This window comes from Pseudomonas rhizozeae (assembly GCF_031583775.1).
GTDB lineage: Bacteria > Pseudomonadota > Gammaproteobacteria > Pseudomonadales > Pseudomonadaceae > Aquipseudomonas.
This window is the reverse complement of the sequence record NZ_JAVLSB010000043.1, coordinates 53,651-67,409: the sequence shown is the minus strand read 5'-3', so window position 1 is coordinate 67,409 and position 13,759 is coordinate 53,651. Positions and strand designations below refer to the sequence as shown.

Genomic DNA, 13,759 nt, shown 5'->3' with positions numbered 1-13,759 from the left:
TATTACTTTTCAGGGCTTACCCGTACCACGTCAGGGCGATGGCTGATGGAACTGCATGATCTGGATTTGAACCTGCTGGTGGTTTTCAACCAGCTACTACTCGACCGCCGCGTGTCGACCACGGCGGAAAATCTCGGGCTGACACAGCCTGCTGTCAGCAACGCTCTCAAGCGTCTGCGAGCGGCGCTGGGAGACGATCTGTTCGTGCGCACTTACCACGGCATGCAGCCCACGCCCTATGCCGAACAATTGGCCGAACCGGTGCTGCAGGCCATGGACACCCTGCGTGACGCCTTCAGTCGGGCCAATTCGTTCGACCCTATGACCAGTGTCAGGAAGTTCACGGTGGCCATGACTGACATCGGCGAGATTTACCTGATTCCACGGCTGATGGATGCGCTGGCGCGTCTGGCTCCCGGCTGTGTCATCAGTACGGTTCGCGACAATGCGATGAGCCTCAACGAGGATTTGCAGAACGGTACGGTGGACGTGGCGATCGGTTTGATCCCGCAACTGCGGGCAGGCTTTTTTCAACGCAGGCTGATGCGCCAGCATTATGTGTGCCTGTGCCGCAGGGACCATCCCGCCACCCGCGAACCGCTCAGCCTTGAGCGGTTCTGCTCCTATGGACATGTGCGGGTTGTCGCTGCGAACACCGGGCACGGCGAAGCGGATGCCTTGATGATGCGGCTGGGCATCCAGCGCTCCATTCGCCTGGAAGTACCGCACTTTGCCGCAGTAGGCCACATCCTCCAGCACACCGACTTACTTGCAACCGTGCCTGAGCGCTACGCCACTGTGAACTTGGAACATTTCGGGCTGACGGCGTTACCTCATCCGGTGGCCATACCCGAATTCACCATCAACATGCTTTGGCATGCCCGTTATCACCGCGATCCAGCCAACCGCTGGCTGCGCCAATTGATGTTCGAGCTGTTTTCCGAAGCCTGACCAGTACCGGCTCTCAGTCCTGTAACGACTGACGCAAAGCGGTGGCGACCATTTCGCGAAACCACTTGTTCTGTGGATCACGATGAAAGCGGTCGTGCCAATACAGCGCAATGTCGAATTCCGGCAGCACCAGTGGCACGGGTTTGAGCAGCAACGGAAAGTGCCGTGACAGCGTCTTGCCCAGTACCGCAGGCACCACCCATAGCATGTCCGATTCCAGCAACAGGTAAGGGGCCGACAGGTACTGCGGGATGCGCAGACCAATATTGTTTCGTGCGCCGGCCTCAATCAGCGCGCGCTCGAGCAACACGTGCCCGGTGCCTCCGGTCTCGACCAGCAGGTGCTGTTGCCTCAGGAATCGCTCCAGGGTCAGCTCCACATCTGCCAGCGGGTGTCCGGTGCGCAGTGCACAAACATACTGTTGCGAGGACACCACGGTTCGATGGATGTCAGTCTTCAAGGTCGGCAGATACCCGATCGCAAGATCGATGCGTCCGATGGACAAGCCGCTCAAGGTCTCCTCGACCGGGCTGGCCACGGTGGTGATTCGGCACAACGGCGCCTCGGCCTGCAACAGCTTCAGAATCGTCGGAAGGCAGACCGCTTCGCCGATGTCCCGTGTACGCAAAGTGAAGACCTTGCGGCAGTGTTGTGGGGCGAACTCCAGTGCGCGCGTTTGCGCCTCGCGGACCAGATCCAGCGCATCGAGCAGGGTCGGGGCGATCTGTACGGCAAACGGCGTGGGTTCCATGCGCCTCCCCACCATGGCGAACAATTTGTCGCCGTATTCCTGGCGCAGGCGTTTGAGCGAGCTACTGACCGCGCCCTGAGTCACTCCCAGGTTCTCCGCTGCAATGGACACAGAGTGGTCGCGCCACAGTGCCTCGAACGTAAACAACAGGTTCAGATCCTTCATTGCAGCGCCTCGTATCACTCTGATTACTACTTATAAATAACTCAGGCTATTTGTTCTCGACACCGGCGGCGCCTAAGTTAGCAGTCAACGACGCCTGTGACGTTCACAGGCAAGAATAACAACAAGAGAAGCTCACAATGAGTGCTATCACCATCGGTATGGTGGGCATCGGCCAACTCGGCCTGCCCATCGCCACCAATCTGCTCGCCGCCGGTTTCCGCGTGGTGGGTTATCGTCGCCGCGACCGTGAATGCTTTGTGGAACTGGGTGGCATTGCCCTGGAGAACCCGGCCCAGGTCGCTGCCGAGTCGGATTTCATCCTCACTTGCCTGCCCTGTGAGGAGGCGCAAAACGAAGTCATGGAAGGCCCCCACGGATTGCTCGATGCGCTGCGTCCGGGTCACACCCTGATTGAAATGGGCACGTATGAGCGCGACTTCAAAATCCAGTGGGCGCAGCGTATCGAGAACAAGGGCGCCAGAATGCTGGAAGCAGAGGTCAGCGGGTCTCCACCCCTGGTGCTGGCACGCAAGGCCTCGCTGTTCCTGGGCGGTGACGAGTCGTTGATCGAACACTGCCAGCCGGTGCTCAGCGCCATCGCTGATATTCAGTTCCGTATTGGCGAATTGGGCAGTGCCGTAGCGATGAAGCTGATCGCCAACTACCTGCTGACCATCCATACGCTGGCGGCTGCCGAAGCGTTGAACCTGGGCGTCAGAGCCGGTTTCAGTGCCGAGAAGGTGGTGGAAGTCATACGCCAGAGTGCTGGCGGTTCGATCATGTTCACCGTGCGTGCACCGATGATGGCCAGCCGTACATTCCAGCCAGCTCCCGGGCCGCTGGTGACCCTGGAAAAATACCTGCGGATGGCCGGTGACATGTCCGCGGATCTGGGCTGTGCGTCACCGCTGTTCAGTGCCGCTCAGTCCTACTTCAACCGTGCCCTGTATTTGGGGATGGGTGAAGAAGATATCTCTGCCGTGATCAAGCTTATCGAAGCCGACTCCCGTGTACGTCCCCAAGAAGAGTGAACGACATGCTCATTGAACAACGCACATATCAACTCAAGCCCGGTGCCCTGCACGAATTCCTCCGCATGTATGAAGCCGAGGGGCTGCCAATCCAGAGCGGAGCCTGGGGCAATCTCATCGCTTACTTGAAACCGGAAACCGGCGACGTCAATCGCGTCATCCATATCTGGGGGTTTTCCAGCTATGAGGACCGTGCGCAACGTCGCGCGGCGCTTTCAAGCAATCCGAAATGGCATGAATTCCTCGCTAAAGCGGGGCACATGGTGACGTCGCAGCACGCCGAGCTGTTGACGGGCGCGCCTTTTTCCCCAATCAAGTAACGGAGCTACAGCCATGATTCGTTTTCTTCATCACGTCGGTCTGTCCGTTCCCGACCTGGAAGTCGGGCGGGCGTTTTACGAGGCCTTCGGACTGGAAGCCCGGGTATCGGGCGAGCATCTGGTCTTGCGTTGCAAGGGTCGGGGCCAGGATCAGGTGCGCTTGATGCCGGGCAGCCCCAAAACCTTGAGTTATGTGGCCTATGGCACCGATGCGGCAGGCATGAAACAGGTTCGCAAGAGCCTCAAGAGCCACAACGTTGCGCTTGAAGACGCCCCGTTCGCTATCGACTCCCAAGGCATCTGGTTCCGTGATCCGAGCAATGACTGGGTGCATGTCTGCGAGGGTGTTGCAGCACCCTCGGCACCTCGCCCGACGCCGGAAGTGAACACCTACGGCCGTTATCGCCGCATCGGCCAGCGCGCCTGCGATCTGAAGTCGTCCTCCCGGATCGCGTCGCCCTTGCGCCTGGGCCATCTGATCAAGTTCAGCCCGGATGTCGACAAATCCATTCAGTTCTATACCGAAGTGCTGGGTATGAAGGTGTCGGATCGCGCCGGCGATATTCTGGGCTTTCTGCGTTTTGGTTGTGGTGGCGATCACCATGCGCTGGGGCTGGCCAAAAGCTCGCACAGTGGCCTGCATCACTTGAGTTTCGAAGTGATGGACATCGACGAGATCGAAATGGGCGCGCAAAGCCTGGTTGCCAAGGGCTACACCAGTGCCTTCGGTCTCGGGCGCCACGTTGGCGGCTCCAACTACTTCCATTACATCCGTGATCCATGGAACAGCCTGGTGGAGTACTTCTGGGACATCGACGTGATTCCTGAGGACGACAGCGATTGGGTGCCGTTGAACGCTGCCGGTCCTCATGAATTGGCCGCCGTGTGGTCTGTTGGCCCGCCTAAGGATGACTTCGCCCAGAACTACGAAGTGCCGGAAGGCTTTGATGCAACACCGGGCATGGCCCTGACCGAGGCGCTGGCCAATGGCTGAGATGACCCCGGAGCACGCGTTGCTTGCCGGCATGCTGAATAAGCCGTTATTCGTGGCTTTTCGTACGCCTAAAGACCTGACCCGCATGGCGGAGTTGCTCGGTGCCCATTTGCAGTGGGCAATCGCTGCTCAGAACCGTGGCGAGTTGTTTGCTTCCGGGCCGTTTGTGTCTGACGAGTATGCGCCCGGGCAGCTGGGCGGCATGACCATCCTGCGGGCCTCCGACCAGGCTGAGGCCGAGCGTCTGGTGCAGGCCGATCCGTTCATCGCCAACGGCGTTTTCGCGGTGGAGGTGCGCAAGTGGATGCTCATGGAAGGCGGTATCACCGTACATGTCACCTTCTCGGATAAACGCGCCTCGCTTCTTTAAAAGGTCACTTATGAAATATCAACTTTTCGCCTACCGGACTGACTCCGCCATCCCTGCCACGGGTCTGCGGGTGAACGATCAGGCTTATGACCTGCTGGGGGTGGCGACCTCGGCGCAGGTCGAGCTTGCAGTGCTCACGATCGATGGTTTGCTGGAGAACTGGACACGCGCCAACGAGCAGCTTCAGGCGCTGGCTGAAGGGATCAGCAACAACCCAGCAGGCTTCGACGACCACCGACTGGACCTTGACGCACTCGAGCTCTCCACGCCCTTGCAGCGTCCAGGCACTATTTATGCGGCGGGGGCCAACTACCGGGACCATGTGGCGGCGATGGGCCGTGCCTTCAACATGAAACTGTCGCTTGATCCGCGCAGCGATGGCATTGCCCCTTGGCATTTCATCAAGGCCGGTCGAGGCAGCCTGGCAGCGCACAAGCAGATCGTCGAGATGCCTGCAGGCACCACAAAGCTGGATTGGGAAGCCGAATTGGCGGTGGTGATCGGTCGCCGAGCCTATCGGGTCAGCAAGGACACGGCGCTCGATTATGTCGCCGGGTATACGTGTGCCAACGACCTGTCGGCCCGCGATAGCCTGGTGCGCGACACGGTCGATGCCAGTTCGCCGTTCCGTTTTGACTGGATCGGCCACAAGGTATTCAACGGCGCTTGTCCGTTGGGTCCTTATCTGACGCCGGCGCAATTCGTGGAGGATCCGGAAGCGCTCGATATCAAACTCTGGCGTAACGGTACGATCGAGCAGGACTCCAGCACCTCCAACCACATGTACGGCGTCGCGGATCAGATCGAGTATCTGAGTCAGCGGGTCGAGCTGTTTCCCGGTGACGTGATCCTGACCGGAACGCCGGCCGGCGTGGGCATGGAAAAGGGCGTATTCCTTGTCCGGGGAGATGTGTTGAGAGTTTGGATCGACGGCCTGGGCGAACTGGAAACCATTATCGCTTGATGTAATCCCTTGCATGCCGGTCCCTTTCGATCGGCAGGTTTTAACAACAGAACTTTGCGTGTTTTCCATTTCTTGGAAGGGTTTTGTGCTGCCTGAAAATGGCTAGTAAATGCAGGTTGTAATCGATAAAAAACAATAAAAAGAAGGTACGAAAAATGAGGCCTATAGTCCGATTCTCCATCACTGAACCCAAGTGCATTGCCGCCTTGATATTAGCTGGCGCGGTATTGCCTTCTCATGTACAGGCAACTGAGGGAGGGGGCAGCGTATATCCCGTTGGCGTCAATACGGTAGCTTCGGGAAGGTTGCCTCCGCCAGGGCTGACTACGTTCTGGTATCTGAGTGACTATACTTCCAACTCACTCAAAGACAGTGATGGGCATGACAAGGCTGGTATTCATAACTTTGATTTGAATGTTCAGGCTATCTCACTCCGTCTGGATTATGTCTATTCCTACCTGACGTTGTTCGGGGCCAGGGTCGAGAGTCGATTTGCATTGCCGCTTGTCAAGGGCGCTATCAGTTTCGATGTGGACACCCCGCGTGGCCGCGTGCGTCGAACCGAGCATCAGGACGGCATGGGTGATCTGACCATGGTGCCGTTGATCCTGAGCTGGAGCACGCCACGCTTTCATCAGTTGCTGGGCCTGGACATCGTGGCGCCGATTGGTTCCTACGACGAAGATCGCCTGTTCAACCCTGGCCGTAATACGTGGTCTTTCGGGCCTTGGTATTCGTTTACCGCTTATCCGATCGATAACTTGGAAGTCAGCTCCAAGATGGTTTACTTCGTTAACACTAAGAATGATGCGACGCACTATAAATCCGGGGATGAATTCAACGCGGATTACAATATTGGCTACAACGTCACTAAAGAATGGCAAGTTGGCGTCAACGGTTATCTTTACAAACAAGTAACCGATGATGAACAACACGGAGAAACTTTTGCAGATGGTAACCGCGGGCAAGTATTTGCGATCGGTCCTGCCGTGAAGTACCAGACTCCGCAATGGGGTTTTGCGGCCAAGTGGCAGCATGAGATGAAAGTCGAGAACCGTTCCGAAGGTGACCGTTTTTGGTTGCAGGCGGTTTTTCGCTTCTGACCGGGACTGTTTTTGTAACCATGCCAAACATGGATCGTTGAATATCCAGCAGCGCGCTGCGTCGAACTTCATCTGCCAAGGATGATGTTTATCGCGGCTGCACTGGCTGCCAGTCTGGCGGCCAAGGGCAGCGAAGCGGTAAGTGCTTACGTGGCCGAACATACCTCTGCGGACAAAGTCGATAGCATCACCGACTACGTTCTCTTGACCTTGTGCGGTCCGTCTTCCTATGCCTGTCTGGGGCATTCGCAAGAAAAACTGGTGGGCTGTTCGACAGTTGCCGGCAGCGCCTTTCAGTCGGAATTCGCGCTCTTGTAGGGCAGCTGCTGGCCGCGCTGAGTCTGAATGTATCGATCGCTATAAAGAACTTGATGCTGTGCAAAGCACCGTGCAATGATGTGTTTGTAGCGTTTGCTACATATCGTTATTGAATGGCTTCGGCCGCGGAGTATTGAGCATGAGCGAGAACACCAGAGACCTGGATATCATTACGCGCCTGGCCGCCGAGAGCGCCATCCATCGGCTTCACGCCACTTATTGCCACTGCCTGGATCGCGGGGATTTCGCAGGTGTCGCGAATGTACTCGAACACGCCGTGCTGCATGTACTGGGCAACGAAGCATCCACCCTTGAGGGTCTTCTCGAGTTTTTCAACGCTGGCCTGCAGGTTCACGCAGATCGAACCCCGCGCACGTGGCATTCGGTCACCAACGTGCTGATTGACGTCGATGCCTCGGGCGAAAAAGCCAGTTCGGCGAGCTACTACACCGTGCATCAACAACTCGATGGCTTCCCGCTGCAGCCGATTTGCACCGGCAAATACCTGGATCAATTTGAACTGCATGGCGGTGAATGGCGCTTCAGTCGCCGGGAAGTGACGCTGAGTCTGGCGGGTGATCTTCAGCACCATGTGCAAGGCGCGCAAAACGACCCTGTCGCCCACAGCGCTCGTTAGTCAGGGCCCATCCTGATGGGTGTCGCAGTGGCATCTTCGCCAGCAAACTCTACAGAATTGGAAAAACACCCATGAAGAACAAACGGCAAGCGCTGGTCACCGGCGCTAACAAAGGCATTGGCTTTGCCATTGCCAAAGGGCTGGCCGAGGCCGGCATGGCAGTCTGGATGGGCGCACGTGACCGGTCCCGTGGCGAGGCGGCGGTTGCTGAACTGCGCGGCGAAGGTCTGGATGTGCGGTTTCTGCAGCTGGATGTGGCCGACCCTGAGAGTGTGCAGCGTGCAGTGGCGACACTCTCGGCGGAAATAGACGCGCTCGAAGTTCTCATTAACAACGCCGGGATCATCATCGACGTCACCACGCCACCGAGCCAGGTCCGGATGGAGGACATGAAGGCGGTTTACGAGGTTAATCTGTTCGGTCCGGTGCGCGTCACTCAAGCTGTGCTGCCACTGATCAAAGCGGCGCAAAACGGCCGGATCGTGATGATGAGCAGTGGTGTCGGCTCGCTGGCTTTGATCACCGACCCGACTTCGATTTATTCCAGCGTCAACTTGCTCGATTACACCTCATCCAAGGTCGCACTCAATGCTGTCACGGTTTCATTTGCCAAGGAACTTGAAAGCCTGGGCATCAAAGTGAACGCCGTCGAGCCCGGCCATGTCCAGACCGACCTGAATGGCAACACGGGCGTTCTCACGCCGGAGGAAGGCGCCGCGACAGCGATCAAGATGGCCCTGATCGGCGCTGATGGCCCAACGGGCGGCTTCTTTGGGAGCCATGGTCGGCAGCCTTGGTAGTTAGGCAATCGAGCGCCGCACTGGTTAAGCTGGGAGCCATTAACTCGCAGACGTGTGCCGATCACTCATAGGCGCGGCTCTTTCAAGCACCCGCTGGATCAAAGGACCCAATGAACAAATTCCAAGCGATGGAGGTATTCGTCCAAGTGGTGGATACCGGCGGTTTCAATCGCGCGGCTGAAAACATGAAGCTTCCCAAAGCGACGGTGACCACGTTGATCCAGTCGCTGGAAACTTCACTGTCGGTCAAGCTGTTGAACCGCACGACTCGGCATGTCAGCGTGACTGCCGATGGATCGGCCTACTATGAGCGCTGCTTACGGATACTCGCGGATGTCCGCGATGCCGAGGACGCTTTAACACACACGCGCCTCAGCCCCTAGGGGCGTCTGCGGGTCGATGCGCCGGCCGGCCTGGCCAGCGATGTGATCATTCCCGCACTCCCGGCCTTCTTTGCGCTTTATCCCGATATTCGATTGGAACTCGGCTGCAGCGACCGTCCGGTTGACCTTGTAGAAGAGGGCGTGGATTGCGCCATTCGTGGCGGACGGCGATTGGCTGACTCCCGGCTGATTGCGCGTCGGGTGGGGACCATGCACTACGTCACCTGCGCCTCGCCGTCCTATCTGGAGAAACATGGCCGCCCGGTGCACCCCGACGAGTTGGTGGATCATCGGTGTGTGAACTACTTTTCCTCCCGTGCGGGCACGCCTTTTGACTGGTATTTCAGCCGAGACGATGAGCGCGTTCAGGTAGCGTTATCCAGTCACATTGCACTCAGCGACAGTTATGCCTATACGTCGGCGGGTTTGTCGGGATTGGGCATCGTGCAAATGGCTGATTTTCTGCTGTCACCGTTCATTGAGGACGGGCGGTTGATTCCGATATTGCAAGACTGGACCAACGAACCCCTGCCGATCCACGTGGTGTATCCGCAGAACCGTCACCTGTCAGGAAAAGTGCGGGTGTTCGTGGAGTGGGTCACCGATCTGTTCGCCAACCATCCGACCCTGCGTTCTTGAACATCCGCAAGCTTGATGGCCTGAGGTCATGATCTAGCGCAATCCCTTGGCCTCGAACAACTCGACCATCCAGTCAACGAAAACGCGCACGCGGGCACTGAGATGGCGATTGGGCGAGTACACGATGTAGATCGGATTCGGCTCCAGTGACCAGTCCTCCAACAACTGGATCAATGCACCGGACTTGAGGTGCGGTTCAGCCATGAACATCGGCACCTGCACGATCCCCAGGCCGGCGAGTGCGGCAGCGAGCAAAGCGTTGGAGTCGTTCACCGATACGAAATAATTCGCGTTGATCGACAGGCGCTCATCGCCTCTGACGAATTCCACGGGCTGGCGTCGGTGGGTGCTGGCGTAAAAATACCGCACCATTTGCTGATCCTTTTCCAGCTCGCTTGGGTGCTGCGGCGAACCCTGCGCCGCCAGGTAATCCTGTGCCGCGCAGGTCACGAACGGGAGGCTGCCCAGACGTCGGGCAATCAGCGAAGGATCGTTCAACGTGCCCCCGCGAATGACACAGTCCACCCGGTCGCCCAGCAGGTCGACCATTCGGTCGCTCACGCCAATGTCCAGTTGCAGTTCCGGCCAGCGTTTTTGAAAGTCGGGCAGGGCGGGCAGCACCAGCATCGAGGCCATGGTTGCGCCCATGTCGACCCGCAAGCGCCCGTTGGGCCGGGCCTGGGCACTGGCCATATCCGATTCGGCTTCCAGCCATTGATCGACCACCCGGACCATGCGCTCGTAATAAGCGGTGCCGTCGTTGGTCAATGAAATACGGCGCGTAGTGCGATTGAGCAACTTGACCCGCAGATGGCTTTCCAGCGACTGGATGTGTTTGGTAACGGTATTGCGCGGCAGGTTCAGCGCCTGGGCCGCCTTGGTGAAACTCCCGGCTTCCACGACCTGAGTGAACGCTTTTACCGCGTTGAAATAGTCCACGCTGTCTCTCTTCGCGACGTTATATGAGCGAACTATTAGCACGCTAGTGGGAACAGTGGTGTGCTTTTTAGCTTATTTATCCTGAATTGGCTTGCTTATACATTGATTTCACTGAAGCGATCCGACGGATCGCGCTTAACGGGGGAATCAGACAATGACTCAGCAACTTCAAGGCGAGGCAGCCATGAATCAACGCGTCCGGATTTACCAGCAAGGAACACCTGCAGTTATGCGCCACGAAACCTTTACGCCGGGGAAACCCTCCAGTGGGCAAGTGCTTATGCGCCACGAAGCGATCGGCGTGAATTTTGTCGACACGATGTTCAGGGACGGCACGTTCAAGGTGCCCTTGCCGTTTGCGCTGGGGGTAGAAGGTGCCGGCGTCATTACGGAAGTCGGCCCCGGTGTGCAGCATCTGAAAGTGGGTGATCGAGTGGGGTATTTCTTTTCGTTCGGCGCTTACGCGGATCAACGTGTGATCGACGCGAGTTCGCTGATCAAGCTTCCGGATGACCTGTCCAGCGAGCAGGCGGCCGGGCTGCTGTCGAAAGGGTTGACCGTTTGGGCATTGGTCACGCAGGTCCATGCGCTGCGAGCGGGTGAAACCGTTGTCGTCCAGGGGGCGTCGGGTGGTGTCGGCCGTTTGCTTGCCCGGTGGGCGAAATCCATCGGTGCCAGCGTCATTGCCACCGTGGGTTCTGCCGATAAGGCACGAGCCGTCGAGGGCTGGGGGCTCGACCAAGTATTGCGCGCGGACGAACCCCATCTGGCTGAGCGGATCAGGGCGGCGAATGGCGGTCGCGGCGTCGATGTGGTCTACGACCTGGTGGGCAGACAGACGCTGAATGATTCGATCACTGCCTTGCGCGATGGCGGTCATCTGGTTCACGCCGGGAACGCATCAGGGGCCGGTGTAGCGGATGCCGCACGGCTCGCCTCGCGGGGGATTCGCTATGTTCAACCCTCCACGCCGCAGTACGTTAACGCTCAAAACCAGGACACGGCTGCCTCCGAGTTGTTTGAACGGTTCCGTGAAGGAGCACTGGGCCCACTGGCACTGTCTCGCTATCCACTGAAGGACGCGGCACAAGCGCATCACGCTATCGCTGCACGCAAACACTCCGGCTCGATTCTGTTGATACCTTGAGCATCCCTTGCAACGCGGGAGTCGCCTCCAATGGTCTTCTTAAATTAACGATTTGAAGTCATCGGCGTCATGACGTTCGCGCAGAAATTCTCCCGGCGCTGCGGATGTGCGGTTTACAACGCGGCCTCGCGCCACGGCAGGTCGGGCGGCAATGGCGTGGTACCAGCGAAGCAGATGGGTGTATTGCTCGACAGCCAGGAACTCATGTGCGCCGTATACCCCGTAGAGACTGCCGGGATACCAGGGCCAGACCGCCATGTCCGCGATCGTATAGTGATCCCCGGCCAAGAATTCGTTCGAAGCCAGGTGCGTGTCCAGGACATGGAGCTGTCGCTTGGTTTCCATGGCATAGCGGTCGATTGCATACTCAATTTTGACCGAGGCGTAAGCGTAGAAATGGCCCAGGCCGCCGCCCACAAAGGGCGCCGCGCCCATCTGCCACATCAACCAGTTGAACGTCTCGGTTCTCGTTCGCGGCTCGGTCGGCAGGAATGCACCAAAGCGTTCTGCCAGGTAGATCAGAATCGAACCGCTTTCAAACACGCGGGTGAATGGGGTTGTCGTGCGATCAACCAGCGCTGGAATCTTGGAGTTGGGATTAATGTCAACGAAACCGCTGCCAAATTGATCACCCTTGAAAATATCGATCAGCCAGGCATCGTATTCCGCCCCCGAGTAGCCTGCCGCGAGCAACTCCTCAAGCAAAATCGTCACTTTCTGGCCGTTGGGTGTTCCCTGCGAATAGAGTTGAAACGGATGCTTGCCGACGGGCAGTTCCTGTTCAAACCTAGCACCTGAAACCGCGCTGTTGATACTGGAAAATTGGCCGCCATAACTGGCCCTCGGGCTCCACACCCGTGGAGGTATATAGCCTTCCGGCTGATTTTTGGAAGTGCTCTCTGTCATGAATTGAATCCTTATGCCTGCAAGTATGTGCAGTGGTTTAAGTTGCACTTGTTCAACTGGCAAAAATAGTAACTTGGCATCTAAGGATCGTATAAGAGGTCAAACAATGAATTCACTATTCAGCCCTCTGAATAATGCCTGCAGCAGCCTCTATTAGTTGGGGGGTGGATATATAACTTTAAGTCCCCGTGGGTTTTAAGATGCCTGCAACTGGATATCCTCAAGGCTTCATCACGATGCGCCCCAGCGGCTTGGCGTGCTCAGCGTATTGGTGGGCGGCGGCGGCCTCGGATAACGGGAAAACCCGCTCGATGACGACGTGCAGACGTTCGCTTCCGACCGCTTCCAGCAGGTGATCGACGCTGGCTCGGACGTCGGGCCGCTTGAACAGCGTGCCCATGAACACGCCCATGAGCGTTTGGTTGGCCTGCATCGCGGGCCACAAGTCGGTGCTGAGGTCGCCGCCGCCGGCGTTGCCAACGAACACCAGACGCCCCTCCGGCGCGAGGGCCTGAAGGGAAACCGGCAGGGTGGTCCCGACCGGATCGATGACCAGATCGACGCCTTGGTGGTGCGTGATCTGCCGCACCGACTCGGCGACGTCGTCAATCGCACGGTCGATGACCTGTTGCGCGCCGAGTTCAACCAGGCGACTTTTGCGTTGCGTTCCGCTGGTCACCGCAATCACCGTCGCCCCCGCTTGTGTCGCCAGTTGAACGGCAGCGAGACCCACGCCACCGGCGGCGGCCTGTATGAGTACCGTTTCGCCGGGCTTCAGCCTGCCGCGCGTGAACAAGCAGTAGTGCGCCGTCGTGAAGGCGATCGGTATTACCGCCGCGTCTACCGCGTCCACCCGGTCGGGGATAAGCCATGTTCGCCCCGCCGGCACCGCCCACAATTCGGCATGGGAACCCTGCATGTCAAAAGCCGTGACCCTGTCGCCGACCGCGCGGTCGGTGACCTGCGAACCGACTTCCACCACGGTGCCCGCCGCCGCGTAGCCGACGACCCAGGAAGCATGCGGCGGCGCTGTCGAGCGGCGGTTGATCAGGTCACCGCCCTCGATCGAAATCGCCTCGACGGCCACCAGCACGTCGCCAGGCCCAAGGCTCGGGTCGGGAATATCAACGTAGCGCAAAACACTGGGCGCACCGGGCGCGTCATAGACGGCTGCTTTCATGATCTCTCTCCGCGTTGCGGGCTTCGCGCAGGCTTTGCCGAAGCGCTCGCCGTGATAGAGCCTCGTCTGTCGTTCAAAGTTTCCGGCCGGCCGTCGTTCCTGCTTTGGTCGGCGGGCGTTCCACTTTCTGCGATTCAGTGCGGCAGTCCTCGGGGCTACAA

16 protein-coding genes are annotated in these 13,759 nt (G+C 58.3%); 12 read left to right on the top strand and 4 right to left on the bottom strand.

All coding sequences use genetic code 11. From position 1 onward, the window contains the following. The first annotated feature begins 45 nt into the window (after positions 1-45). The gene (locus RG836_RS13650) at positions 46-951 is read left to right on the top strand and encodes a LysR family transcriptional regulator (protein WP_310846163.1); all 906 of its coding nucleotides are present in this window, start codon (positions 46-48) and stop codon (positions 949-951) included. Between the two features lie 13 nt (positions 952-964). On the opposite strand, the gene RG836_RS13645 is transcribed toward RG836_RS13650, so the two are convergent. After that, positions 965-1,867, bottom strand: a complete 903-nt coding sequence (locus RG836_RS13645) for a LysR family transcriptional regulator (RefSeq protein ID WP_310846161.1) — start codon at positions 1,865-1,867, stop codon at positions 965-967. 137 nt (positions 1,868-2,004) lie between these two features. Here RG836_RS13645 and RG836_RS13640 point away from each other — a divergent pair, with 137 nt between their 5' ends. From RG836_RS13640 to RG836_RS13595, 10 genes are all read left to right on the top strand, one after another. After that, entirely contained in the window at positions 2,005-2,898 is an 894-nt protein-coding gene (locus tag RG836_RS13640; RefSeq protein ID WP_310846158.1) for an NAD(P)-dependent oxidoreductase, read from the top strand. Positions 2,899-2,903: 5 nt separating this feature from the next. Then, positions 2,904-3,218: an NIPSNAP family protein gene (locus tag RG836_RS13635; protein WP_310846156.1), complete on the top strand. Its 315-nt coding sequence runs from the start codon at positions 2,904-2,906 to the stop codon at positions 3,216-3,218. A gap of 13 nt (positions 3,219-3,231) precedes the next feature. Further along, positions 3,232-4,212, top strand: a complete 981-nt coding sequence (locus RG836_RS13630) for a VOC family protein (protein WP_310846153.1) — start codon at positions 3,232-3,234, stop codon at positions 4,210-4,212. Further along, positions 4,205-4,582 carry a YciI family protein gene (locus tag RG836_RS13625; protein WP_310846150.1) on the top strand — a complete coding sequence of 126 codons (378 nt, stop codon included), beginning with the start codon at positions 4,205-4,207 and terminating at the stop codon, positions 4,580-4,582. Before RG836_RS13630 ends, RG836_RS13625 begins: the two co-directional genes overlap by 8 nt. Before the next feature lie 10 nt (positions 4,583-4,592). Then, positions 4,593-5,546 (top strand): fumarylacetoacetate hydrolase family protein, encoded by a 954-nt coding sequence (locus tag RG836_RS13620; protein ID WP_310846147.1) that lies wholly within the window; start codon positions 4,593-4,595, stop codon positions 5,544-5,546. A gap of 155 nt (positions 5,547-5,701) precedes the next feature. After that, positions 5,702-6,649, top strand: coding sequence for a SphA family protein (locus tag RG836_RS13615; RefSeq protein WP_310846145.1), 948 nt, complete (start codon positions 5,702-5,704; stop codon positions 6,647-6,649). 457 nt (positions 6,650-7,106) lie between these two features. After that, positions 7,107-7,604 (top strand): nuclear transport factor 2 family protein, encoded by a 498-nt coding sequence (locus RG836_RS13610; protein WP_310846143.1) that lies wholly within the window; start codon positions 7,107-7,109, stop codon positions 7,602-7,604. Between the two features lie 71 nt (positions 7,605-7,675). Next, entirely contained in the window at positions 7,676-8,404 is a 729-nt protein-coding gene (locus RG836_RS13605; RefSeq protein ID WP_310846139.1) for an SDR family oxidoreductase, read from the top strand. Positions 8,405-8,514: 110 nt separating this feature from the next. Then, a complete protein-coding gene (locus RG836_RS13600; RefSeq protein WP_310846137.1) occupies positions 8,515-8,787 on the top strand; it encodes a LysR family transcriptional regulator in 273 nt (90 codons plus the stop codon). 6 nt (positions 8,788-8,793) lie between these two features. Further along, complete coding sequence (locus RG836_RS13595) at positions 8,794-9,426, top strand: LysR substrate-binding domain-containing protein (protein ID WP_310846542.1); 633 nt, start codon at positions 8,794-8,796, stop codon at positions 9,424-9,426. A gap of 33 nt (positions 9,427-9,459) precedes the next feature. Here RG836_RS13595 and RG836_RS13590 read toward each other — a convergent pair whose 3' ends face one another. Next, positions 9,460-10,365, bottom strand: a complete 906-nt coding sequence (locus tag RG836_RS13590) for a LysR family transcriptional regulator (protein ID WP_310846135.1) — start codon at positions 10,363-10,365, stop codon at positions 9,460-9,462. Positions 10,366-10,519: 154 nt separating this feature from the next. Here RG836_RS13590 and RG836_RS13585 point away from each other — a divergent pair, with 154 nt between their 5' ends. Next, complete coding sequence (locus RG836_RS13585; protein WP_310846132.1) at positions 10,520-11,512, top strand: quinone oxidoreductase family protein; 993 nt, start codon at positions 10,520-10,522, stop codon at positions 11,510-11,512. A 39-nt stretch (positions 11,513-11,551) separates the two neighbouring features. Here the strand turns inward: RG836_RS13585 and yghU are convergent, their stop codons facing one another. Both yghU and RG836_RS13575 read right to left on the bottom strand, forming a co-directional pair. Further along, positions 11,552-12,418 carry a glutathione-dependent disulfide-bond oxidoreductase gene (yghU, locus tag RG836_RS13580; RefSeq protein ID WP_310846129.1) on the bottom strand — a complete coding sequence of 289 codons (867 nt, stop codon included), beginning with the start codon at positions 12,416-12,418 and terminating at the stop codon, positions 11,552-11,554. Between the two features lie 220 nt (positions 12,419-12,638). Next, positions 12,639-13,598 carry a quinone oxidoreductase family protein gene (locus RG836_RS13575; RefSeq protein ID WP_310846125.1) on the bottom strand — a complete coding sequence of 320 codons (960 nt, stop codon included), beginning with the start codon at positions 13,596-13,598 and terminating at the stop codon, positions 12,639-12,641. Between the last annotated feature and the right edge of the window lie 161 nt (positions 13,599-13,759).